Source organism: Wenyingzhuangia sp. IMCC45467 (assembly GCF_054111205.1).
The window spans coordinates 1,718,776-1,743,673 of the sequence record NZ_CM134196.1; the positions used below are offsets into that span (position 1 = coordinate 1,718,776).

At 31.5% G+C, this 24,898-nt stretch carries 26 protein-coding genes; 15 read left to right on the plus strand and 11 right to left on the minus strand.

Annotated elements, in window-relative coordinates; genetic code table 11:
* Nucleotides 1-279 precede the first annotated feature (279 nt).
* The 9 genes from rimO to ACXGQT_RS07265 form a co-directional block, all read right to left on the minus strand.
* Nucleotides 280-1,596 carry a 30S ribosomal protein S12 methylthiotransferase RimO gene (gene rimO, locus ACXGQT_RS07225; RefSeq protein ID WP_457830721.1) on the minus strand — a complete coding sequence of 439 codons (1,317 nt, stop codon included), beginning with the start codon at nt 1,594-1,596 and terminating at the stop codon, nt 280-282.
* A gap of 102 nt (nt 1,597-1,698) precedes the next feature.
* Entirely contained in the window at nt 1,699-2,652 is a 954-nt protein-coding gene (gene ftsY, locus ACXGQT_RS07230; RefSeq protein ID WP_457830722.1) for a signal recognition particle-docking protein FtsY, read from the minus strand.
* Between the two features lie 102 nt (nt 2,653-2,754).
* A complete protein-coding gene (locus tag ACXGQT_RS07235; RefSeq protein ID WP_457830723.1) occupies nt 2,755-2,907 on the minus strand; it encodes a DUF4295 domain-containing protein in 153 nt (50 codons plus the stop codon).
* An 8-nt stretch (nt 2,908-2,915) separates the two neighbouring features.
* The gene (rpmG, locus tag ACXGQT_RS07240) at nt 2,916-3,098 is read right to left on the minus strand and encodes a 50S ribosomal protein L33 (protein ID WP_010134999.1); all 183 of its coding nucleotides are present in this window, start codon (nt 3,096-3,098) and stop codon (nt 2,916-2,918) included.
* Between the two features lie 27 nt (nt 3,099-3,125).
* Complete coding sequence (gene rpmB, locus ACXGQT_RS07245) at nt 3,126-3,365, minus strand: 50S ribosomal protein L28 (RefSeq protein WP_457830724.1); 240 nt, start codon at nt 3,363-3,365, stop codon at nt 3,126-3,128.
* A 73-nt stretch (nt 3,366-3,438) separates the two neighbouring features.
* On the minus strand, nt 3,439-4,683 hold the full coding sequence (locus ACXGQT_RS07250) for a CinA family nicotinamide mononucleotide deamidase-related protein (protein ID WP_457830725.1): 1,245 nt from the start codon (nt 4,681-4,683) through the stop codon (nt 3,439-3,441).
* 35 nt (nt 4,684-4,718) lie between these two features.
* Entirely contained in the window at nt 4,719-5,330 is a 612-nt protein-coding gene (locus ACXGQT_RS07255) for a fumarylacetoacetate hydrolase family protein (protein ID WP_457830726.1), read from the minus strand.
* Nucleotides 5,331-5,422: 92 nt separating this feature from the next.
* A complete protein-coding gene (purU, locus tag ACXGQT_RS07260; protein WP_457830727.1) occupies nt 5,423-6,295 on the minus strand; it encodes a formyltetrahydrofolate deformylase in 873 nt (290 codons plus the stop codon).
* A gap of 110 nt (nt 6,296-6,405) precedes the next feature.
* Nucleotides 6,406-7,245: a 1,4-dihydroxy-2-naphthoyl-CoA synthase gene (locus ACXGQT_RS07265; protein WP_157359322.1), complete on the minus strand. Its 840-nt coding sequence runs from the start codon at nt 7,243-7,245 to the stop codon at nt 6,406-6,408.
* A 255-nt stretch (nt 7,246-7,500) separates the two neighbouring features.
* On the opposite strand from ACXGQT_RS07265, the gene ACXGQT_RS07270 reads away from it, so the two are divergent.
* The 4 genes from ACXGQT_RS07270 (at nt 7,501) to ACXGQT_RS07285 (ending at nt 11,523) form a co-directional block, all read left to right on the plus strand.
* Complete coding sequence (locus ACXGQT_RS07270; protein WP_457830728.1) at nt 7,501-9,390, plus strand: peptidase U32 family protein; 1,890 nt, start codon at nt 7,501-7,503, stop codon at nt 9,388-9,390.
* A 115-nt stretch (nt 9,391-9,505) separates the two neighbouring features.
* Complete coding sequence (locus ACXGQT_RS07275) at nt 9,506-10,300, plus strand: DUF1961 family protein (RefSeq protein ID WP_457830729.1); 795 nt, start codon at nt 9,506-9,508, stop codon at nt 10,298-10,300.
* A 13-nt stretch (nt 10,301-10,313) separates the two neighbouring features.
* Nucleotides 10,314-10,838: a cupin domain-containing protein gene (locus ACXGQT_RS07280; RefSeq protein ID WP_457830730.1), complete on the plus strand. Its 525-nt coding sequence runs from the start codon at nt 10,314-10,316 to the stop codon at nt 10,836-10,838.
* Complete coding sequence (locus ACXGQT_RS07285) at nt 10,825-11,523, plus strand: alpha/beta family hydrolase (protein WP_457830731.1); 699 nt, start codon at nt 10,825-10,827, stop codon at nt 11,521-11,523. The genes ACXGQT_RS07280 and ACXGQT_RS07285 overlap by 14 nt, the downstream gene beginning before the upstream one ends.
* 56 nt (nt 11,524-11,579) lie before the next feature.
* On the opposite strand, the gene fabD is transcribed toward ACXGQT_RS07285, so the two are convergent.
* Nucleotides 11,580-12,461, minus strand: coding sequence for an ACP S-malonyltransferase (gene fabD, locus ACXGQT_RS07290; RefSeq protein ID WP_068824217.1), 882 nt, complete (start codon nt 12,459-12,461; stop codon nt 11,580-11,582).
* A 110-nt stretch (nt 12,462-12,571) separates the two neighbouring features.
* Between fabD and ACXGQT_RS07295 the strand changes: the two genes are divergently transcribed.
* The 7 genes from ACXGQT_RS07295 (at nt 12,572) to arsM (ending at nt 17,967) form a co-directional block, all read left to right on the plus strand.
* Complete coding sequence (locus ACXGQT_RS07295) at nt 12,572-13,267, plus strand: queuosine precursor transporter (RefSeq protein WP_457830732.1); 696 nt, start codon at nt 12,572-12,574, stop codon at nt 13,265-13,267.
* Between the two features lie 56 nt (nt 13,268-13,323).
* Entirely contained in the window at nt 13,324-14,034 is a 711-nt protein-coding gene (locus ACXGQT_RS07300; protein WP_457830733.1) for a DUF547 domain-containing protein, read from the plus strand.
* Between the two features lie 5 nt (nt 14,035-14,039).
* On the plus strand, nt 14,040-14,375 hold the full coding sequence (locus ACXGQT_RS07305; protein ID WP_068824214.1) for an arsenosugar biosynthesis-associated peroxidase-like protein: 336 nt from the start codon (nt 14,040-14,042) through the stop codon (nt 14,373-14,375).
* A gap of 86 nt (nt 14,376-14,461) precedes the next feature.
* Nucleotides 14,462-15,514, plus strand: a complete 1,053-nt coding sequence (gene arsS / locus ACXGQT_RS07310; RefSeq protein ID WP_457830734.1) for an arsenosugar biosynthesis radical SAM (seleno)protein ArsS — start codon at nt 14,462-14,464, stop codon at nt 15,512-15,514.
* 36 nt (nt 15,515-15,550) lie between these two features.
* Nucleotides 15,551-16,159 (plus strand): TIGR04282 family arsenosugar biosynthesis glycosyltransferase, encoded by a 609-nt coding sequence (locus ACXGQT_RS07315; protein ID WP_457830735.1) that lies wholly within the window; start codon nt 15,551-15,553, stop codon nt 16,157-16,159.
* Nucleotides 16,159-16,974 (plus strand): purine-nucleoside phosphorylase, encoded by an 816-nt coding sequence (locus ACXGQT_RS07320; protein ID WP_457830736.1) that lies wholly within the window; start codon nt 16,159-16,161, stop codon nt 16,972-16,974. Before ACXGQT_RS07315 ends, ACXGQT_RS07320 begins: the two co-directional genes overlap by 1 nt.
* A 24-nt stretch (nt 16,975-16,998) precedes the next feature.
* Entirely contained in the window at nt 16,999-17,967 is a 969-nt protein-coding gene (arsM, locus tag ACXGQT_RS07325) for an arsenosugar biosynthesis arsenite methyltransferase ArsM (protein ID WP_457830737.1), read from the plus strand.
* A gap of 93 nt (nt 17,968-18,060) precedes the next feature.
* Here arsM and ACXGQT_RS07330 read toward each other — a convergent pair whose 3' ends face one another.
* A complete protein-coding gene (locus ACXGQT_RS07330) occupies nt 18,061-19,332 on the minus strand; it encodes a POTRA domain-containing protein (protein WP_457830738.1) in 1,272 nt (423 codons plus the stop codon).
* 164 nt (nt 19,333-19,496) lie between these two features.
* Here ACXGQT_RS07330 and ACXGQT_RS07335 point away from each other — a divergent pair, with 164 nt between their 5' ends.
* The 4 genes from ACXGQT_RS07335 to ACXGQT_RS07350 are packed head-to-tail and all read left to right on the plus strand — an operon-like array spanning nt 19,497 to nt 24,842.
* Nucleotides 19,497-20,828 (plus strand): NAD(P)/FAD-dependent oxidoreductase, encoded by a 1,332-nt coding sequence (locus ACXGQT_RS07335; RefSeq protein WP_457830739.1) that lies wholly within the window; start codon nt 19,497-19,499, stop codon nt 20,826-20,828.
* A 50-nt stretch (nt 20,829-20,878) separates the two neighbouring features.
* Nucleotides 20,879-22,501 (plus strand): 4Fe-4S binding protein, encoded by a 1,623-nt coding sequence (locus ACXGQT_RS07340; RefSeq protein ID WP_457830740.1) that lies wholly within the window; start codon nt 20,879-20,881, stop codon nt 22,499-22,501.
* 20 nt (nt 22,502-22,521) lie between these two features.
* Entirely contained in the window at nt 22,522-23,220 is a 699-nt protein-coding gene (locus ACXGQT_RS07345; protein WP_457830741.1) for a glycosyltransferase family 2 protein, read from the plus strand.
* Nucleotides 23,220-24,842, plus strand: a complete 1,623-nt coding sequence (locus ACXGQT_RS07350; protein ID WP_457830742.1) for a cellulose synthase family protein — start codon at nt 23,220-23,222, stop codon at nt 24,840-24,842. Before ACXGQT_RS07345 ends, ACXGQT_RS07350 begins: the two co-directional genes overlap by 1 nt.
* Nucleotides 24,843-24,898 lie beyond the last annotated feature (56 nt).

Genomic DNA, 24,898 nt, shown 5'->3' on the forward strand with positions numbered 1-24,898 from the left:
GATTTTAAAGAAACTTTATAAAAAGAAAAAAACCCAGCCATAAGACTAACAAACTTATGAACTGGGTTAACTGTTTGACATTACTTGTTATTTAAAACAACTTTTTAATTTCTACCCCTAAAAATTAAAACGTATAATGCAATTATAAATACCTACCCCTAAATATTTATGCTCCAAATATACAAAGCATTATTTTTATAACAATGAAAAATATAAAAAAAGTTTAAATTTTAACATCATACTTATAACTCCTTGTATTTAAAACACATAAAAATACTATTACAAACGAACTGGCTCTCCATACAAGTCAAAATCTCCAGCTTCAAATATTTTAACATCAATGAATTCTCCTGTTTTGATATAGAATTTACTAGCCTCTACAAGAACTTCATTGTCAACATCTGGAGAATCATGTTCTGTTCTACCAATAAAATATTCACCTTCTTTTCTATCAAAAATACATCTAAAAACTTTTCCTTCTTTCTCTTGATTTAATTCCCAAGAGATTTGAGCTTGTAGTTCCATAATTTCGGCAACCCTTTGTTCTTTTACCTCTTCTGGAACATCATCTACCAAAGTAGCTGCATGTGTATCTTCTTCATGTGAATATGCAAAAACTCCTAAACGTTCAAAACGCATTTCTTGTACCCAAGCTTTTAATTCTTGAAAGATTTCTTCAGTTTCTCCAGGATATCCTACAATTAAAGTAGTTCTGATAGCCATTTGAGGAACGTGATTTCTGAATTCTTTTAACAACTTATTTGTTTTTTCATAAGTTGTACCTCTACGCATAGATTTTAAAATTTCTGTATTAATATGCTGTAAAGGAATATCTAAATAGTTACAAACTTTAGGTTCAGACTTCATCACATCTAACACATCTAATGGAAAACCTGCTGGAAAGGCATAATGTAAACGAATCCATTCAATTCCATCAACCTTTACCAATTCCTTTAACAAATCGGCTAAATTTCTTTTTCCGTATAAATCTAAACCGTAGTAAGTTAAATCTTGAGCTATTAAAATCAATTCTTTAATTCCACTCGCTGCCAATTTTTCAGCCTCTGTAACCAAATCTTCAATGGGAGTAGATTTGTGTTTCCCTCTCATTAAGGGAATTGCACAAAAGGAACAAGGCCTATCACAACCTTCTGCAATTTTTAAATAAGCATAATGTTTCGGAGTAGTTGTTAACCTCTCTCCAATCAACTCATGTTTGTAATCTGCCTCTAAAACCTTTAATAAATTTGGCAAATCTTGAGTTCCAAAATATTGATCTACATTTTTAATTTCTGCTTCTAAATCTGGCTTGTACCTTTCAGACAAACAACCTGTAACATAAACCTTATCTACCAACCCCTGTTCTTTTTGATTGGCATAATGCAAAATTGTGTTAACAGACTCCTCTTTAGCCTTACCAATAAATCCACAAGTATTGATTACTACAATATTTCCTTCATCATTTTCATCTTCATGAACAACATCTTTACCATTGGCTTTTAATTGACCCATTAAGACTTCAGAATCATAAACGTTTTTAGAACACCCTAGAGTTACTACGTTTATTTTATTTTGCTTTATTGTTTTTGTGCGCATTTTATAGTATCAAGTATTCAGTACAAAGTATCTAGTACTGTACACATAAAAAATACACACTACATTTATAAAATAGCTTCTTTTTATGTGTTGCATTTTTTATTATTTAAAGAAAGAGTCTACAAACTCTATCTTGTTAAAAACTTGTAAATCGTCTATTCCCTCACCTACTCCAATATACTTTACTGGAATTTGAAACTGATCAGAAATACCAATAACCACTCCACCTTTTGCAGTTCCGTCTAATTTAGTTACTGCTAAAGCAGTAACTTCTGTAGCTAATGTAAATTGTTTTGCTTGTTCAAATGCATTTTGACCAGTAGAACCATCTAAGACCAATAAAACATCATGAGGAGCATCTGGCACCACTTTTTGCATTACTCGTTTTATTTTGCTTAACTCATTCATCAAATTGACTTTGTTATGTAAACGACCAGCTGTATCGATAATTACAACATCTGCATTTTTAGATATTGCCGATTTTAGTGTATCATAAGCAACTGAAGCAGGATCGGATCCCATATCTTGTCTTACAATAGGAACATCTACTCTATCTGCCCAAACCTGTAATTGATCTATCGCAGCAGCTCTAAAAGTATCAGCTGCCCCAAGAACAACGTTTAAACCTTTCTTTTTAAATTGAGCAGCGAGTTTACCAATAGTAGTGGTTTTACCAACACCATTTACACCAACAACCATTAACACATAAGGTTTTTTGTTTGCAGGAATTACAAAATCTGATGCATCTTCACCACTGGTTTCTGATAATAACGCGGCTATTTCTTCTCTAAGAATTAAGTTTAATTCGTCAGTACCTAAATACTTATCACGCTCTACTCTCTCTTCAATTCTTTCAATAATTTTTAAAGTAGTATCTACCCCAACATCAGAAGAAATTAACACTTCTTCTAAATTATCTAAAACATCATCATCTACTTTAGATTTTCCTGCTACTGCTTTAGACAGTTTAGAAAAAAAACTAGTTTTAGATTTTTCCAAACCTTTATCTAAGGTTTCCTTTTTTTCAGAAGAAAATATTTTCTTAAAAAAACTCATATTTTATTTATTTACACTTATTATCGAACGAAAGCGTTAAAATACAAAAAAAGCTACTCTCGTAACTGAAAGTAGCCTTTGTATATAAATTTTACAAAAAAATTATTTTTTTGCAAAAAAGTCTTTTACTTGCTCTGGGTCCATAATAGCTTCAACGAAAGTATAAGCTCCAGTTTTTGGAGACTTTACCATTTTGATAGCTTTAGACAATCTTTTAGAACCTGTCTGTAACGATGCTACTGATTTCTTTGCCATATCCTATATTATTTAATTTCTTTGTGAACTGTCATTTTCTTCAAGATTGGATTAAACTTTTTAATCTCTAATCTATCTGGAGTATTCTTTTTGTTTTTAGTTGTAATGTACCTAGACGTACCTGGTTGACCAGATGCCTTGTGTTCAGTACACTCTAAAATAACCTGTACTCTGTTTCCTTTTTTTGCCATCTCTATATATGCTTTTAGTAAGAAAAATTATTTAGCTAAAAAACCTTTTTCTTTTGCTTCTTTAATTACAGCAGAAATACCTTTTTTATTGATATTTTTTAACGCAGCAGTAGATATTTTTAATGTAATCCACTTATCCTCTTCAGGGATATAGAAACGCTTTGTAATTAGGTTAGCGTTAAATTTTCTTTTTGTTCTATTTAATGCGTGAGAAACATTGTTCCCAACCATTGCTTTTTTACCAGTAAGTTCACAAACTTTAGACATCTCGTAACAGTTTTAATTTAATTCTAAACGGAGTGCAAATTTAACAACAAATAATGGTACAAACAAAATTAATTTACTGATTTTTTAATATTTCTTTACTAAGCATCTCAAAAGCCTTATTTTTAGCCTGTTCTAGAACTTTTTCTCTTGGCTGTCCGAAATTAAATTGCTCTACAAATACTTGATTTTGTGTAGCTATTGCTATATAAACGATACCTACTTCCTCATTTGTATCATCTGTTAAAGGACCTGCATTTCCCGTAGTTGCAATAGCGTATTTAGAACCTGTTATCTTCTGTATTCCCAAAGCCATTTCTTGAGCTACTTCTTTAGACACTACACTAAACTTAGCAATCGTATTTTTGGAAACTCCTAAAATATTTTGCTTTAACAATGCATTGTAAGCTACAACACCTCCTAAAAAAAAGACTGATGCTCCACTTTTTTCTGTTAAATCACTCGCTATTCTACCTCCTGTACAGCTTTCTGCTACAGACAAAGTTTCTTTATGCTCTGTTAAATATTGATGAAGAAAATCTACATAACTTAAATCTCCTTGAATGATGCTTTCCTCTTTAAACACCATCATCAATTCCTTTCCTAATTGCTTAATAGATTGTTCTAACAACAATTTATCTTGATGAACTCCTGTTAATCTTAGTCTTAAACGTCCTGGACTTGGTAAATATGCCAATTTGATAAAGCTTGGCAAATTATTCTCAAAATCAGAAAGCATATCTGCTGCATTGCTTTCCCCAACTCCATACAACACATAGGTTTCGTATGCCTGAGACGGAAACCCTCCTATATTTTTTAACCTAGGTAACACCTCAGCATCTATCAAACCTTTCATTTCAAAAGGAACTCCAGGTAGACTAATCACAATTTTTCCGTTTTCTTCAAACCACATTCCTGCTGCCGTACCTAGCTTATTAGGTAAAATAGTTGCCTTTTTGGGCAACATGGCTTGCGTTTTATTTAACTCAGAAAAATGAATTCCTCTTTTTTTAAAACGAGCTTTGATATCTTCTAAAACCTCTGGATACAAAACCAATTCATCCTTAAAATAATCTACCAAAGTATATTTAGTTACATCATCTTTAGTAGGTCCTAAACCACCAGTAACAATAATTAAATCTGCAACAGAAAGGGCATGATCTATTCCGTTGACAATGGCTTCTTTGGTATCAGATATAGAAACTGTTTCTACCAACTCTACTCCTAACGCATGTAATTTATTTGCAACCCATTGGCTATTGGTATCTAACACCTGACCAATTAAAATTTCATCTCCTATGGTAATTATACTTGCTTTCATATATACAAAAACAGAGGCTTTTGCCTCTGTTGAAATTATTTAACTTTAATATCTATTACTTTTTCGTCTTCTAAAAAACCTGTAAGCACATCATCTTTAGCAACTGCTCCAACTCCTACAGGCGTTCCTGTAAAAATAATATCTCCTTTTTTTAAGGTAAAGAATTGAGAAACATAAGCAACCAACTCATCAATCTTAAAAATCATGTCTTTGGTGTTTCCTTTTTGTACCTTTTCATCATTTTTAGCTAAAGAAAAATTGATATCATTTAAATCCGAAAAGTTTTCTTTTGAAAAGAAAGGACTAATTACCGCACTACCATCAAATCCTTTTGCTTTTTCCCATGGGTGACCTGCCTTTTTTAACTTGGCTTGCAAATCTCTTGCAGTAAAATCAATACCCAAACCAATTTCATCATAATATTTATGAGCAAATCTTTTACCTATAAATTTTCCTACTTTGTTGATTTTTACCAACACCTCAACTTCGTAATGTACTTCATTAGAAAAAGGCGGAATGATAAAAGGATTTTTTTTAGGTAAAACTGAAGAATCTGGTTTTAAAAAAATCAATGGTTCTTCTGGTCTTTTGGATCCTAATTCTTTTATATGGTCTTCGTAATTTTGACCAATGCAAATGATTTTCATGTTATTTAGTATTAAGTACTGAGTACTGAGTATTTAGTACCATAGCTACGCTAACTATGTACTTCGTACTTTTACTTTGTACTATTTAAATTTTACTCTCCTGTTTCTGGAAATACAATCGCTTTATTGTTATCTACAATTATTTGATTATTTAAATGACATTTAACCGCTCTTGCCAGCACCATGGTTTCAATATCAGCTCCTATAGCTTTTAAAGTAGCTGGTGTACTTTCGTGTGTAACACGCTCAACATCTTGCTCAATAATTGGCCCTTCATCTAAATCTTGTGTAGCGTAATGTGCAGTAGCACCAATTAACTTTACTCCTCTCTCGTAAGCTCTCATATAAGGATTTGCTCCTTGGAAAGCAGGTAAAAAAGAATGATGAATATTGATAATTTTATTTGGGTAATGATTGATGAAATCATTAGATAGAATTTGCATGTAACGAGCCATTACAATTAAATCAATATCATTAGCATCAAATAAATCTATCAATTGTTGTTCTTGTTCCTTTTTAGTTTCCTTAGTTACTGGTAAATGATAAAAAGGAATTTCGAACATATCAGCAATTGGTTTTAATTTGGTGTGATTACTTACCACCATTTTCACATCACAATGTAATTTTTCTTCTTTATTACGTTGCAACAAATCATATAAGTTATGAGTGGTATGAGAAACCATTATGGCTACTTTTTGTTTGGTTGTACCATAATCTACACTCCAAACAATATCATAAGCTGATGCCAAACGAGCAAAACGTTCTTCTAGTTGTTCCTTAGTAATAATAACCGTATCATCTGACTCAATTCGTAAACGCATAAAAAACATTCCGTCTATTGAGTTGGTATATTGCTGTGCACTTACTAAGTTAAATCCTTCTTGATAAAAGAAATGTGTTATTTTAGAGACAATCCCTTTTTGATCGGGACACTTTATTAAAAAAGTTATGATTTGTGGTTTCATCTATGTTGAGTTCGTAAGATTTAGTTGTAAAAGGATATATTGTAAAAGATCTAAGGATTACTTAACTAATCCTAAAATCTTTTTACTTTTTACCTTGTACCTCCAAACAATTATACAATATATTTTTTATCAAAATTTGGTTTACGCTTTTCTAAAAAGGCATTTCTTCCTTCTTTAGCTTCATCTGTCATATAAGCCAAACGAGTTGCTTCTCCTGCAAAAACTTGCTGTCCTACCATTCCATCATCCGTTAAGTTCATGGCAAACTTTAACATTTTTATTGATAAAGGAGATTTTCCTAAAACCTCTTGAGCCCATTCGTAAGCAGTATCTTCTAACTCATCATGAGGAATAACAGCATTTACCATTCCCATTTCAAAAGCTTCTTGAGCAGAGTAATTTCTACCTAAAAAGAAAATTTCTCTAGCTTTTTTCTGCCCTACCATTTTAGCCAAATAAGCAGAACCATAACCACCATCAAAACTAGTTACATCGGCATCTGTTTGTTTAAAAATAGCGTGCTCTTTACTCGCCAAAGTCATATCACATACTACATGTAAACTATGTCCGCCACCAACAGCCCAACCTGGTACAACAGCAATTACTACTTTAGGCATAAAACGGATTAATCGTTGTACTTCTAAAATATTTAAACGGTGCATTCCATCTTCACCCACATATCCTTGATGACCTCTTGCTTTTTGGTCTCCTCCTGAACAGAAAGAATACACTCCATCTTTACTACTAGGCCCTTCTGCAGACAATAAAATAACTCCAATAGAGGTATCTTCTTGTGCATCGTAAAAAGCATCGTATAATTCCGAAGTTGTTTTAGGTCTAAAAGCGTTCCTAACATCAGGTCTATTAAAAGCAATTCTTGCTACCCCATTGCATTTTTTATAAGTAATATCTTCGTATTCCTTAGCTGTTTTCCAGTTGATTGTTGACATGCGCTCTATGTTTCTTTTTGTTTTTAATAACAGCTGGTAAAGTTATCATTTTAATTTTATTTCAATCTGTGTTTTCATCAATCTAAAAACAAAACACAAAATACACTTAAACGTTTGATTATTAATTATTTTACCAACAAAAAACAGTAACTTTGCAATCCCTAATTTTTAAAACTACTAGGACTCTTAGCCTAATTGTTTGATAAAAAGCATTTTATCAATATACTATAGAGTTACTAAACAGGAATATGATTTATGAAACAAAAGGTTGAAATTTTAGCACCTGCCAAAAACTTAGTTCAAGGAATGGCAGCCATTAATGCAGGAGCAGATGCAGTTTATATTGGAGCTCCTCAGTTTGGAGCAAGAACAAATGCAAACAATTCGGTGGCAGATATTGCCGAAATGGTAAGATATGCTCACTTGTTTAAAGCGCAAGTATTTGTAGTAATTAACACCATTTTATATGATGATGAACTTGAAACTTGTGAAAAATTAATTCACGAATTGTACCACATAGGTGTTGATGCTTTAATTGTGCAAGACATGGCCATTTTTGAAATGAACTTGCCTCCTATTGTCATTCACGCAAGTACACAAGCTAACAACAGAGATCCTAAACAAGTGGAGTTTTTACAAAAAGCTGGAATGAAGCGTGTGGTGTTGGCAAGGGAATTAAACCTAGACCAGATTAAAGGAATTAAAGAAGCTTGTGATGTTGAATTAGAATTCTTTGTGTCTGGTGCCTTGTGTGTTTCTTTTAGTGGAAACTGTTATATGAGTGTTGCCGGAGGAGAACGTAGTGCCAACCGTGGTTCTTGCGCACAAAACTGTAGATTGCCATATAACTTAATAGATGGTAATGGCGACACTTTAATTAGCAACAGTCATTTATTATCTATTAAAGATTTAGATTTAAGTGATCAATTACCTCAAATGATTGAAGCTGGGGTGATGTCTTTTAAAATTGAAGGTCGTTTAAAAGATGTTGTATATGTTAAAAACAACGTGTCATACCTAAGAAAGAGATTAGATAATTTCTTAAATGGAGACGGACAAGAAAAATATAAAAAAGCTTCTTCGGGTAGAACTTTCTATACTTTTGATGCCGAAATGGACAGAAGTTTTAACCGTGGATATACCGATTATTTTGTAAACAAACGTATTGCAAAAATAGGATCTTGGGAAAGTCCTAAATCTAAAGGGCAAATTATAGGTAAAGTAGTTGAAGTTAAAAACGGAAAATACCTGATTGAAAACGCTGAAAAACTAAACAACGGTGATGGTCTTTACTTTATTAACGAGGAAAACGAAGCCGATGGAGTACAAATCAACACTGTAGAAAACGGATGGATTACTCCAAACAACTATAAAAACATTCCTGTAGGAACCTTAATTTCTAGAAACTCTGATGCCAACTTTAACAAGCAAGTTGAAAAAGACAACAGTGCTATCAGAAAAATTGGAGTGGAACTAAAATTTGAAGAAACTCAATACGGTTTTTGCTTAACAGCTACCGATGAAGATGGTCACGTTAGCTCCGAAGGATTTAAAATCACCAAAGAACTAGCAAAAAAAGAAGATTTCTTAACAAGCAACTTAAAAAAGAACTTAGCTAAAACAGGAAACACTCCTTTTATTGTTGATGATATCACTATTGAAGTAAAAGACAATTGGTTTGTGCCTATCTCTAAAATCAACGAAATTAGAAGAACTGTTTTAGAAAATCTAATTGATATTAGAATTGAAGAATACCATAGAGAAGAACAAGCTATTGTAAAAACAGATCATCCTTATCCTGAAAAAACATTAGACTTTACTTATAATGTTTCTAACAAATTGGCTAGACAGTTTTACAAAAGACATGGTGTAGAAGAAATTGAAAAAGCTTTTGAATTGCAGTGGGAACCTGGAAAAGCTAGAGTTATGACTACCAAGTATTGCGTAAAATACGAATTAGGTAAATGTGCTAGATATCAACGAGATACCATGGGGGTAAAAGTTAAAGAACCTTTAACCTTAAAACACGGAGAAAACGAATATAAATTAAAGTTTAATTGCAAACCATGCGAAATGGAAATCTGGGAAAAAGATGCAGATCTTAAATATGATGAGGAGGAATTTGAATGGGCAAAATTTGATTAAAAAATCAGCTATTTAAAAATATAATCACTAAAAAAATCAGCTTCATAGCTGATTTTTTTTATTTCCATTTTAAGGAAAATAATTAAATTGAGCGCTAAACAAACACTCAACAGAAATGATTAAACAATACTTTTTATTGATTTCTTTTTTATTGATTACCCAATTCTGTTATTCACAAAACAATGAACAGTTTGATCAACTAAACAATTCTAATAAATGGAATTTAAAGTTTCAAGACAATGGAAACAACAACTGGAAATCAAAATGGTTTTTAGATGGATTACGTGCCCAAGTAAAAAACACTAAAAAAGGAATGATTTTAACAGCTGGTAAAGTTGAAAGAAACGATTCTTGCCATGCTGTTTTGTGGACCAAAAATTCTTTTAAAGGAACTATAAAAATAGAATACAATTACACCCGAAAAGATTCAACAACAAAGTGGGTAAACATTCTTTATATTCAGGCTACAGGAACTGGAAAACCTCCTTACTTAACTGATATTAGCAAATGGAATGATTTAAGGAAAGTTCCGGCCATGAGTACTTACTTTAAAAACATGAAAACTTTACACATTAGCTACGCTGCTTATGGTAGTAAAAATACTACTCCAAATAACGACTACATTAGAACTCGTCAATACCCTGTTTTGGAAGGTAAAAATTTTAATACTTCTACCGAGCTTCCTCCTGCTTTTTTTATGACTGACTTATTTAAGCCTAATAAAACCTATCAAATTACGGTTATCAAAACTGAGGATCAGCTATATTTTAAAGTTGTAGGTAAAAACATCTCTAAATTATTTTCTTGGGCATTACCAGAAAATAAAATTACAGAAGGTAGAATTGGTTTAAGGCATATGTTTACAAGGTCGTCACAATACCAAAACTTTAAAGTTTATACTCAAAACTAACAACAACAACAACATGATAAAGAGAGCACAATTATTGATTGACAAACTAGAGCTTATTCAACACCCGGAAGGTGGATACTTTAAAGAAACGCATAGAAGCGCAGGTAAAATATCTCAAAGCTCGTTGCCCAATAAATTTAATAGTGATAGAAATTACTATACTAGTATTTACTTTCTTTTAACTTCTGATGATTTTTCTGCTTTCCATAAAATCAATCAAGAAGAAACATGGTATTTTCATGAGGGAGCACCTGTAAAAATTCATCAAATTTCACCCAGTGGAGATTATAGCTTTATTATGCTTGGGAATGACGTGCTAAAGGGACAACAATTTCAATATACTGTTCCTGCTGAACATTGGTTTGGAGCTACCGTTGAACAAGAAAACAGTTACACCCTAGTAGGTTGTGCTGTTTCCCCTGGCTTTGATTTTGATGATTTTGTTTTGGCAAAAAGAGAAGAATTAATACAATTGTTTCCTATACATGAAAAAACAATTATTGAACTCTCCAAAAACAACAGCCATGAAAAAAAATAAAATGTTTTTTTTAATTGAGAGAGAGGATTGGTTAAAAGATACAGATTTAAAAAACAAATTATTACATCATCTAAAAGGTCATAAACATAAAATCAAATGGGAAGACCCTGCAGGAAATCTTATCTATAAACTTAGAACTTTTGAAAATAAAAATATTTGGATTCCTTTAGTTATAAAGAAACTTAACCTCAGAGTTCTTCAATCATTTTATGTTATTTTCCATTGGAATTATTTTAAATACTTAGCGAATCGAAATAGTAGAAATAAAGACTCAAAAAAACTATCTACCATAGAGATTCGTATAAAACTATTAAAACAACGTATTTTAAACTATGACAAGAATTATGAACTTTTTATTATCTCTAGATCTGCTGGAGGTAGATTTGCCTCTTTAGTAGCTGACGAACTAAACATAAAACATATTATTTGCTTAAGTTATCCTTTTCAAAATCCACACAACGGAATAGAGCCCGACAGGTATCTTCATTTAGAAAACTTAAAAACACCTATGACTATTTTTCAAGGAGATAAAGATGAATATGGAGGACTAGAAATAAGAGATAAATACAAATTAAGTGATCATATAGATTTACAATTTGTAGATGCCAATCACGATTTCAATCTAAATACTAAAGACTGGGAAAGAGTATTAACCAAAATAGATACTATTCTAAAAACAGCATAAAAAAATCCCCTCTGAATTTTCAGAAGGGATTTTAACTTTTAAATGGATTCCATTTTTTAGATCTCTGCACTACTTCTAGCTACAGATCTATCAATTTTTGCAAACAAACCTTGTAATACTTTACCTGGTCCAACTTCTATCACTTCAGTAGCTCCATCAGCAATCATAGCTTGTGCGCATTGTGTCCATTTTACCGCACCTGTTAACTGAGCTATTAAATTTTCTTTAATCTCTGCTGGATTTGTAACAGCTTTTGCTACCACATTTTGATATACTGGGCAAGAAGGCTCATTAAACTGAGTAGCTTCTATAGCCGCAGCCAACTCTTCTTTTGCAGGTGCCATTAATGGTGAGTGAAATGCTCCTCCTACAGGTAATAACAATGCTCTACGTGCTCCTTTTTCTGTAGCCAACTCGCAAGCTGCTTTTACTGCTTCTAATTCACCTGAAATTACTAATTGACCTGGGCAGTTATAATTTGCGGCTACTACATCTCCATCAATAGCTGCACAAATTTCTTCTACAACAGCATCTTCTAATCCTAAAACTGCGGCCATGGTTCCTGCTTGTAATTCACACGCTTTTTGCATAGCATCGGCACGTTTAGCAACTAATTTTAATCCATCTTCAAAAGATAAAGTTCCGTTGGCAACCAAAGCAGATAATTCTCCTAAAGAATGCCCTGCTACCATGTCAGCCTTAAAATCATCTCCTAAAACTTTTGCCAAAATTACAGAATGTAAAAATACAGCTGGTTGAGTTACGTTGGTTTGCTTTAAATCATCAGCAGAACCTTCAAACATAATTTTAGTAATTTCAAATCCTAAAATCTCATTTGCTTGTTCAAATAATTCTTTAGCCAATGGAGAGTTATCATATAAATCTTTCCCCATTCCTGTAAACTGTGCTCCTTGTCCAGGAAATACATATGCTTTCATAAAAATTAGTTTTTCTAAATTTTGTGGGGCAAAAATAACAAAAAAGCCCTAAAAGAATCTTTGTTTTGTGTAAAGTGTAGTATTTTTAAGGAAGATAACATAAATACTGTATGATTACAAAAAAAGAGAAACTAGCAAGCTCTATTTATTTAATTCTCGCAACCCTTTTTATTACTTCGTTGGTGGTTTCTAATTTAATATTTCAAAAGTTTTTTTATTGGGAACCTTTTGGATGGTATCGATTTGAAATTTCTGTAGGAATATTACCTTACCCTATTACTTTTTTAATTACAGATACTATTTCTGAAATTTACGGAAAGAAAAAAGCCAATCAAGTAGTGATTGTCGGAATTTTTGCTTCCGTATTTTCCATGTTTATTATCTATATAGCTAGTCAAGTACCCGCTATTGAAAGTTCTGCTATTAACGACAATACTTTTAATAAAGTTTTTGGTTTATCTCCCTTAGGTGTATTAGCCTCTATGTTGGCCTATTTAACTGCTCAATTTATTGATATCAAAATTTATCATTTTTGGAAAAACTACACCAAAGGAAAACATTTATGGTTACGTAATAATTTTTCAACTTTTACCTCTCAATTAATAGACACCTCCTTAGTTGTTGGTTTACTTTGCCTCTTTAAAGTTTTCCCATGGAGTTCTTTTATACCTTTTGTAATTAGTGGATTTTTATTTAAAATAATCATCGCTTTATTAGATACGCCTATACTTTATTTAATTGTTTACTACATGAGAAGAAAATTTAATTTAGACGAAAATCAAGAAATAAAAAAATTAGTTCTGTAATGATTTAAGGTAACGCTCAACTAAGCTAGTGTCTAAATTATTATCATTTAACTTTCATGAAACAAATAATACTCCTTTTTATCTTATTTATCAGTTTTACTAGCTTTTCTCAATCAACCCTGTGGAATCAATTATTACAAAAACACGTTGATCAAAAAGGATGGGTAAACTATGATGGTTTTAAAAATGATAGCATAAAACTAAATCAATATTTATCTTATTTAGCAAACACACAACCGGATGATCATTGGAGTCATAATAAACAAAAAGCTTTTTGGATAAATGCTTACAATGCTTACACAATTAAGTTAATTCTAAACCACTATCCATTAAAATCTATTTTAGAAATTAAAAAAGATGATAAAAACGCTTGGGAAATTCCTTTTGTAAAAATTGGAAGTAAAACCTATACTTTAAATGATGTTGAACATAAAATTCTTAGAAAAAAATATAACGATCCTAGAATTCATGTAGGAGTAAATTGTGCTTCTATATCTTGTCCACAACTCTCAAACATTGCTTTTACTGAAAAAAATATAGACTCGCTATTGACCACACAAATGAAGAGTTTTATCAACGATAGTGACCGAAACAATATATCCTTAAACAAAATAGAATTATCTCAGATTTTTAACTGGTTTAAAGATGATTTTACCCAACAAACCGATTTAATTACTTTTATCAACCAATACAGTAACATTACCATAAATAATGGTGCAACTATTGATTATAAAGAATATAATTGGAACTTAAACAATCAAAAATAACAAGCATGCAAAAAACATATTACGATCCAAAAGACTTAAAAGATTTTGGAAAAATTAGCGAATGGGATCAAGAATTAGGAGATAAGTTTTTTGAATACTACGGAAAAGTATTTGAAGAAGGAGCTTTAACTGCTCGTGAAAAATCTTTAATAGCCTTGGCTGTATCCCACACAGTACAATGTGCTTACTGCATTGATGCTTATACATCAGACGGATTAAAACGTGGATTGGAAAGAGAAGAAATGATGGAAGCCGTACATGTAGCTGCTGCTATAAAATCTGGAGCAACTTTGGTTCACGGGGTTCAAATGATGAAAAAATACGATAAACTATCGTTTTAGTACAGAGTACAAAGTAATGAGTACAGAGCTAAAAGTAGCTCCTGTAAAACTCAATACTCAATACTCACTACTTAATACTATAAAAAATGAAATCACTTGCAAAAAGAAAAAATAGTTTAGCAAATCCAAAAAATCAATTAGCCTTATTTAATAATGGGATTTTTGCCAATGGAGAGCTTCCTACTTTTAAACAAAAAGTTTCCGAAAGCAATCAATATCCTTTAAAACCTAATAAACTTGAAATATTCCAAGTGAATTTAGGATATATGTGCAATCAAGTTTGTACACATTGCCATGTAGATGCTGGGCCAGACAGAAAAGAAATTATGACCACAGAAACCATGCAACTGTGTTTAAATAAACTTAAAGAGTCTGGTGCTACAACTCTAGATTTAACTGGTGGTGCACCAGAAATGAATCCAAATTTTAGATGGTTTGTAGAAGAAGCTAGTAAAATTGGGGTACAAGATTTTATTGTTCGTTCTAACTTAACCATTCTTAGAGCCAACAAAAAATATTACGACTTACCTGAGTTTTTTAAAAAACACAACATACATGTAGTCTCTTCTCTACCTTTTTACAAAAAAGGAAAAACAGATAAACAACGAGGTGATGGTGTTTTTGATGCTTCTATCGAAGCTTTGAAAGAACTGAACAAAGTGGGCTACGGAATAGAAGGAACGGGCTTAAAATTAGATTTGGTCTATAACCCTTCTGGTGCTTTTTTACCAGGAAATCAATCGGAACTAGAACAAGAATTTAAAAAAGCACTTAAAGAAGATTTCAACATCACTTTTAACAACTTATTCTCTATTACTAATTTACCTATTAGTCGCTTTTTAGAATTTTTAGTTGCATCAGAAAATTACGAAGATTATATGGATGAATTGGTTGATGCTTACAATCCATCAGCAGTAGCAAACGTAATGTGTAAAAACACCATTTCCATAGACTGGAATGGTAATTTATTCGATTGTGATTTTAATCAACAACTAGATTTAAAAGTAGCAACAAAAGGAAAACATATCTCTGAATTTAATATTAATGAATTAAACAACAGACAAATTGTAGTCTCTCAACATTGTTATGGTTGTACAGCTGGGACTGGAAGCAGCTGCCAAGGAGCGATTAGCGATTAAACAAAAAACAATTCAACAAAAAATATATCATATAAAATGAGCAATCAACTCTTAATTATATTTATACGCAAACCAGAATTAGGAAAAGTAAAAACAAGATTGGCAAAAAACACTTCTGATGAAGTTGCTCTTGCTGTTTATAAAGATTTATTAATTCATACACATCAAATCACCAAAGATTTAGAGGTTGACAAATGGGTCTTTTATACTGATGAAATTGAATTTGATGACATGTGGGATAATGGAGATTACATGAAAATGATTCAAGCTCAAGGTGATTTAGGAAACAAAATGCAAGAAGCCTTTTTTAAAGGGTTTGGAGCAGGATATTTAGAAATTGTTATTATTGGTAGCGATGTAGACAGCCTATCAAAAGAAATTTTAGAAGATGCTTTTGAACAAGTAAAACAACAGCCTGTTATTGGTCCATCGGAAGATGGTGGATACTATTTATTAGGATTAGACGAACCTAGAACAGATGTTTTTACCAATAAAGAATGGGGAACAGACTCAGTACTCAGAGATACTCTTTTAGATTTTGAAAACGAAGAAGTAGCCATTCTAGACGAATTAAATGATATTGATTTATTAGAGGATATAGAAGAAGGTTCTTTTTTATTCCATCATGTAAAAGATTATAAATAATGACCTTACAAAACATACAAGAAAGTGTTGATTTTCTTACAGCAAAAGGAATTAAAGCACCAACAGTTGCTATTGTTTTAGGAACAGGACTAAGTAAGTTAACTGATAAAATTAACATCACACACGAAATTGATTACACTGATATTCCTCACTTTGTAACCGCAACTTTAGAATCTCATGCAGGTAAACTTATTTTTGGAACTCTTGCAGGAAAAGAAGTTGTGGTGATGAATGGTCGTTTTCATTTATATGAAGGATACAACTTTAATGAAATTACCTATGGAATTAGAGTGATGAAAGCTCTTGGTGCAAATCACCTATTAATTTCTAATGCCGCCGGAGCAATCAACTTAAACTTTAACAAGGGAGAGTTAATGCTAATAGATGATCATATCAACCTACAAGGTGGTTCTCCCCTTGCGTTTAAAAATGCTAACGAATTTGGAAATATTTTTGTGGATATGTCTGCTCCTTACAACAAAAACTTAAATTCACAGCTAGAAAGCATTGCAGAACAAAATAACATCAATCTTCACAAAGGAGTTTACGCATCTGTGGTAGGTCCACAACTAGAAACTCGAGCTGAATACAAATACTTAAAAATTATTGGTGCTGATGCAGTAGGTATGAGTACCGTTCCAGAAGTAATTGTGGCCAATCAAATTGCATTACCATGTGTGGCTATTTCTGTTTTAACAGATGAATGTGATCCAGAAAATTTAAAACCAATTGATATTCCTGAAATTTTTGAAATGGCTGCCAAAGCAGAACCTAAGTTAATTACTTTATTCACCAAATTAATTGAGCAGTTATAACTTTAAAACTTTTACACCTAACAAATGAGTTACTTAGAAACCACCAAAAACGTATATAAAGAAGCTGCATTAACCCCAGACGTAGGTTTGTGCTGCACCACCAATCCTATTTGGGAATTGCCTGGACTAACCATTCCAAAAATAATGCAAGAAATGAACTACGGATGTGGTTCTACAGTACATGCTCGTGATTTGTCTCGCAGTCCAAAAATATTGTACGTTGGTGTTGGTGGCGGAATGGAATTGTTACAATTTTCTTATTTCTCTCGTCAAAAACATGGTGTGATTGGTATTGATGTGGTTGATGAAATGTTAGAAGCATCTGCAAAAAACTTTATAGAAGCCGAAGAAAAAAATGATTGGTTTAATAAAGATTTTGTCGATTTAAGAAAAGGAGATGCTCTAAATTTACCTGTTGATGACAACTCTATTGATGTAGCCGCACAAAATTGTTTGTTTAATATTTTTAAAGCAGATGATTTAAAAAAAGCCATTGCAGAAATGTATCGAGTTTTAAAACCGCATGGTCGTTTGGTAATGAGTGACCCTACTTGTGAACAACCTATGAATGATACTTTGCGTAATGATGAACGATTACGTGCTTTGTGCTTAAGTGGTAGTTTACCTATAGCTGAATATGTTAAAATATTAACCGATGCTGGTTTTGGAACTATTGAAATTAGAGCTAGAAAACCATATAGAGTTTTAGATCCTAAAAATTATCCTACAGAGGAATTGATTTATATAGAATCTATTGAAGTGGCTGCTATTAAAGATCCTATGCCAGAAGACGGCCCTTGTATATTTACAGGAAAAGCAGCTATTTATTATGGAGATAAAGACTTTTTTAACGATGGAAAAGGACATACTTTGCTAAAAAATCAACCATTAGCCATTTGCGATAAAACTGCCCAAGCTTTAAAAGATTTAGGCAGAAATGATATTTACTTTTCAAAATCTACCTATCATTACGATGGTGGAGGGTGTTGTTAAGCTTAAAAGAAAAAACCTTATCCTTGGCTGTATTTATAAAGAATAAAAATTATAAAACATAAAACCTCAATAGCTTGCTGAGGTTTTATGCTTTTAAAAATACTGCCCGATACCAAACACCAAACCTTGCTGTTTTTCATTGATGATACCAACTCCATAATCTAATCTAAAAACAGCATTGTATATTTTTTTATGGATAAATCTTAAACCTATTCCTGGGTGAATTTCTAAATCTTTTGAAGATATTATATCTACTAGTTCCCCTCCTGGTTTTCTCCAGTTACCGGCATCAATAAAAACATTAGATTGTAATGCAAACCATTTTTTTTCATAAAGAGTATGCCTATACTCAGCATTTAAAACCAAAGAAGCTGTACCTCTATCAATTACATTTCCAACCCCTCTAATATTTAAATTATTATCTAAGGCAAAAGGAGCAAAAGGAGTATTTACTTCACTTGCCAAACCAACCCTTAACCTAGTTGCAAAGTTACCTCTTAATCCAATTGTTTTATAATACATTAAATCATTCCAAGCAATAATATAACTTGGCCAATCTTGTTTTAATGGAAATATTAACTGCCCATTAAAACTCATTTTTAATCCATTTAAATATTGATATTTATAAGTTAATTTATTGTACTCAAAACCTGTTCTAACCATAAAATTATCAACTTTAGTATCCCCTGGCATCTCTACATTAGTCTCACTAATATTATATACTTTATACTCTTCTTTAAAAAAGTTAACTCCTAGTTTTAGGGTATGATACGGACTTTGTTTTTTTGTACCCAACAACTCAATAGAAGTATTTGAATATTCATAATCTGTTTTATTATCCTTAACAAAAACAGGCTCTAAACTTTTTAAACGTTGTATAACAAATTCAACTCCTGTAGTAGCATTAAACAAAAAAGGATCTTTGTAATTAAATGAATAAGAGTGAAATCCATTATTTCTATAAAAAACACCTATTTGTTTATTTTGTCCTAAAAAATTAAATTCTTTAACACCTAGCTGATAAGCAAATTGCTCATTACTGGCTGTCCATATGCTTATGGTTGGAATAATAGTATTGGTTTCATAGAATAAATAAGTAACACTGTAATTACCACTTTCATTACTTTCTACTCTATAATCCGCATTATTACACACGGCTAATCGGCTCAATAATTTACAATCTTTATTAAGAGTAACACTATCTAGTAACTGTTCTTTTTTAAGAGTAATAATATTGTTTAAAATACTTTCTTTGGTCTTTTTATTTCCTTCATAACTAATACTAGTTACGTATTGAGCATTGGTTTTTAACGCAAAAAATATTATTATTAACAAATAGGTACTTCTTTTTATAATACAGTTCATTTTTAGTGATTAATTTCAAGTATTCCTTTCTGTTGTATAAAAAAGGAATTACTTACTGTATATTACTTAATTTTTATACGTTATAAATAATATAAATTAATTAAGAAATAAGTAACCCTTTCGACAAAGTGATAGAAAAGAAATTTTCTCTATATAATTAAATTATGAAACATATTATTATCATAGGAAATGGGATTGCAGGTGTTACTGCAGCAAGACATATCAGAAAAAATACTGATTACCGTATCACCATTATCTCATCAGAAACCAAATATTTCTTTTCCCGAACTGCGCTGATGTATGTTTTTATGGGACATATGAAGTTTGAACATACCCAACCTTATGAAAACTGGTTTTGGAAAAAAAATAAAATCAATTTAGTTAAAGCTCATGTTCAACAGATAAACACTAATGCTAAAGAACTTTCTTTAGACAGTGGAGAAACTTTAAATTATGATGATTTAATTATTGCTACAGGTTCAAAACCCAACAAATTTGGTTGGCCTGGTCAAGATTTAAAGGCTGTAACAGGCATGTATTCTAAACAAGATTTAGATACTATTACAAAATACTCCAAAGACTGCCACAGAGCAGTAATTGTTGGTGGTGGACTGATTGGAATTGAAATGGCTGAAATGTTAGCTTCTAAAAACATTCCCGTTACTTTCTTAGTAAGAGAGTCTAGTTTTTGGAACAAAATTTTACCTACTGAGGAATCTGCCATGATTAACAATCATATTAAAGAACATCACATAGATTTACGTTTAGAAACCAATTTAGTTAAGATTTTATCAGATGAAAACGGAAGAGCCAAAGCGGTTGTTACTGATAAAGGTGAGACCATTGAGTGCAATTTAGTTGGATTAACTGCCGGAGTGAGTCCTAATATTTCTTTTTTAAAGGATAGTGATATTAAAACAGATAAAGGTATTTTGGTTAATAGAAATTTAGAAACCAACATTCCTAACATTTATGCCATTGGAGACTGTGCTCAACAACTCAATGCTATTAGAGAACGCAGACCTATTGAGGCTGTTTGGTACACGGGTAGAATGATGGGAGAAACTGTGGCCAGAACTATTTGTGGAACTCCTACCACTTACCAACCAGGACATTGGTTTAATTCTGCTAAATTTTTAGATATAGAATATCAAACTTACGGATGGATTACCGCTCAACCCAAAGAAAACGAAACTCGTTTTTATTGGGAACACAAAGACGGTAAAAAATGTATGCACTTTAATTATGATTCAAATTCTAGAAAATTTATAGGAGTCAATACTTTTGGAATTAGATTAAGACATAACGTTTTTGATAAATGGTTAACACAAGAACGCACTATTGAACACGTGTTAGAACATTTAAAAGATGCCAATTTTGATCCTGAATTTTACAATCAACATGAAAGTGAAATAATCTCAAAGTTTAACACTGAGAATGGAACGAATCTAAAATCGAAAAAGAAAAGTTGGAAACGAATTTTCCAAACAAGTTGAATTGTTTGACAGAATCCATAAAATAAATTATACAATTCAACATTACAGAAATGAAAACAATCAAAAACATAGGATATATTTTAACCTTTTTAGGTTTTGCCTTTTTTATAGGTAGTATTTTTATAGGAACCTATAAAGTTACTCCTGAAATCTATACCAAATGGATAGATAGTAAAGGAGTAAAAAGCAAATATTTTATAGAAAACACCAAAAAACAAATAGTTAACAAAGAACTAAGTGCTTGGGAATTATCCTCAAAAATAATTGAGAATGCTAAAGCTTCTAATGAACATCAATATAATCAACCTAAAGTAGATTGGAATAAAATTATTCATTTAAAATGGAGTAAAACTTCTAAAGATTTTGTGTATCCTTTGGTAAGAAGTTCAGCAACGGGTTGGTTTATAAACAACTCAGCTTTATGGTTTTTGCTTACTTTTGGTTTGACTATTATAGGTGGTTTATTAGTGTTTATTCCCGATTATAAATTATTAGGCCCAGCAGGAATTAAAAACAACGGAATTTTTCAACATAGTGCAACCAACAGAGGAATTATTGGTTTTATAACTGCTTTCTTTTTTATTGTTTTTTACATCTTTTTATATTTTTTCCCCAATTACCTTGTCAACCCTATTTTAGCGGTAAATGGTATTAGTAAAGCTTTAAGCGGAAATCCAGCTAGTCAGTGGTTTTTATACGGATTTATGTACTGTTCTGTAATGACTGTTTTTGCAGTAAAAATGTTTATTAAATATCGTCACAACAAATATCAAATGATAAGAACAGCTGTTGTTTTGTTCTTTCAAATTGCCTTTGCTTTTCTAATTCCTGAAATCTTAGTGGCTTTTAACAAACCCTGGTTTGATTTTAAAAATGCATGGCCTTTAAACTATACTTTCTTTTTTGATTGGAACATCAATCAGTTAGTAAACAGTGGAAATCTTGGAATTTTTATGTTTGTTTGGGGTGTTTTATTAACTGTTGTAGTAGTTCCTGTAATGGTCTATTTTTACGGAAAAAGATGGTATTGCTCATGGGTTTGTGGATGCGGTGGTTTGGCCGAAACTTTAGGAGATCCTTATAGACAATTATCAGATAAATCTTTGTTTTCATGGAAAGTAGAACGTTGGTTAATTCATGGTGTATTACTTTTTGCCACTATCATGACAGGATTGACTTTATATGTATACTTTGCTGAAATTCCTAGTTGGAAACAACTTTTTTGGGGAATTTCTGTTTATGATGTACAAACCTGGTACGGATTTTTTATTGGTTCTATATTTTCTGGGGTTATTGGTACAGGTTTTTATCCAATTATGGGGAACAGAGTTTGGTGTAGATTTGGTTGCCCACTAGCCGCTTATTTAGGATTTGTACAACGTTTTAAATCTAGATTTAGAATTACCACCAATGGAGGTCAGTGTATTTCTTGTGGAAATTGCTCTACTTATTGTGAACAAGGAATTGATGTACGTTCTTATGCTCAAAAAGGGCAAAACATTGTACGTTCCTCTTGTGTAGGTTGTGGTATTTGTTCTGCTGTTTGCCCTAGAGGGGTTTTAAAATTAGAAAATGGTTCTAATACGGGAATTAGTAGAACTAAAGTAAATGATATACCTTTGGGTAATGGTATGGATTTATTAGAACTAACAAAAAAGAATCCTACTCCATAAAATTTCAACTATGAAACGCTATGATATCACCCAAAGTAGCAGTAATTATACCTGCTTATAACGAAGAACAAGCCATTGCTCATGTAATACATGATATCCCTAAAAATATTGTTGATTGTTTAATTGTAATCAACAATAATTCTACAGACAACACTCAATATGTAGCACAAAATGCAGGAGCTACAGTACTATTAGAGAAAGAAAGAGGTTATGGATATGCTTGTTTAAAAGGTTTAAATTATATTGCTATGAACAATATCAATCCAGATATTGTTGTGTTTTTAGATGGAGACTATTCTGATTATCCTGAAGAGATTATAAATTTAATCAATCCTATTATTCAACAAGATTATGATTTTGTTCTTGGAGCTAGAACATCAACAGGAAGAGAAAAAAATTCTATGACTCCTCAACAAATCTTTGGAAATTGGTTGGCAACTAGTTTAATGAAAATAATGTTTAATGCAACCTTTACAGACTTAGGTCCTTTTAGAGCTATTAAATACAGTAGTTTACTAAAATTAAATATGCAAGACAAAACCTATGGTTGGACAATTGAAATGCAATTAAAGGTACTTAAACAAAAAATGACTTACTTTGAAGTACCAGTAAAGTATAAAAAAAGAATTGGTGTTTCAAAAGTTTCAGGTACGATAAAAGGAACTATCTTTGCTGGAATTAAAATTTTAAGTTGGATTTTTAAATATAGTTTCAAATAATGTTGCACGGTTTACTATTTGCTCTTATAAAACCTACAGATGATACTCTTTATATTATTAGCTGGATATTGTTGGTTATATACATTGTATCATTAATTATGGTTTTCTTTTATGCCTTGGCTCAACTAAACCTGCTTTCTAATTATTTAAAAGCAAAGAAAAAGGATAAAAAAAATCTTGATAATGCTCCTAAATTTAACTTAAACAATCCAGATGAAGTACCATACGTTACCATTCAGCTTCCTGTTTTTAACGAAAAATATGTAATGAAACGATTGTTGAAAAACATCGCTTTATTAGATTACCCTAAAGAAAAACTAGAAATTCAAGTACTAGATGATTCTACAGATGAAACTGTTATCAAAACAAAAGAACGAGTAAATAAACTTGCAGCTAAAGGGCTAGATATTGTACATATAACCAGAACCAACCGACAAGGATTTAAGGCTGGAGCTTTAAAAGAAGGATTGGCGATTGCTAAAGGAGAATTTATTGCCATTTTTGATTCTGATTTTTTACCACAGCCAGATTGGTTACACAAAACAATTCCTTATTTTAAGGATCAAAAAATTGGAGTTGTACAAACACGTTGGGGACATATTAATAGAAACTTTTCTTTGTTAACTAAAATTCAAGCCTTTGCTCTAGATGCTCATTTTACCCTTGAGCAAATGGGTAGAAACTCTAAAGGGCATTTTATTAATTTTAACGGTACAGCTGGTGTTTGGAGAAAAGAATGTATTTACGATGCTGGTAACTGGGAAGGAGACACTTTAACAGAAGATTTAGATTTAAGTTATAGAGCACAATTAAAAGGTTGGCAGTTTAAATATTTAGTAGATGTTGAAACACCAGCTGAATTACCTGTAGTTATTAGTGCTGCTAGATCTCAACAATTTAGATGGAATAAAGGAGGTGCTGAAAACTTTCAGAAAATGTTTAAAAAAATCCTGAACTCAGATTTACCTTTTAAAACCAAAGCTCACTGTGTATTACACCTTTTAAACAGTACCATGTTTTTAAACGTATTTATTGTTGGGGTATTAAGTGTGCCTATGCTCTACGTTAAAAACTATTTTGATGATTTTAAGGGCTATTTTATTGCCATGAGTTTTTTTGGAATTAGTACTTTAATATTCTTTATTTGCTATTGGTACATGTTTAAACATGTTCAACAAAAATCAGGAATAAAAGGTTTTATTCAATACATAAGAACCTTTTTTACATTCTTTAGTGTTGCTATGGGACTGTCTTTAAATAATTCAGGAGCAGTAATAGAAGGACATAGACGTAAGCGAAGTGAATTTGTTAGAACTCCTAAATTTAATATTAAATCTATTGATGGATGGAAGAAAAACAAATACATTCGTAAAAAACCATCCAAAAACGTTGTATACGAAGGCATTTTATGTCTGTACTTTTTATTTGGAATTACAAGTGCCTGGCTGGTTAGATATATTGGTAGAAATGAACAAAAAGTATACGACAAAGACTGTATGTTCGGTTTAGCTCCATGTGATGCTTGGTACATTCCTTTTGATAGTGGATTAATTATATTTCATATAATGTTATTCTTAGGTTTCGGATTTATATTTTATACCTCTGTATTTAAGAAAGTGTAATGTAAATAAACTCTTCTTGTTTCGACAAATCAGACTCAACATAGCCTAATGATATT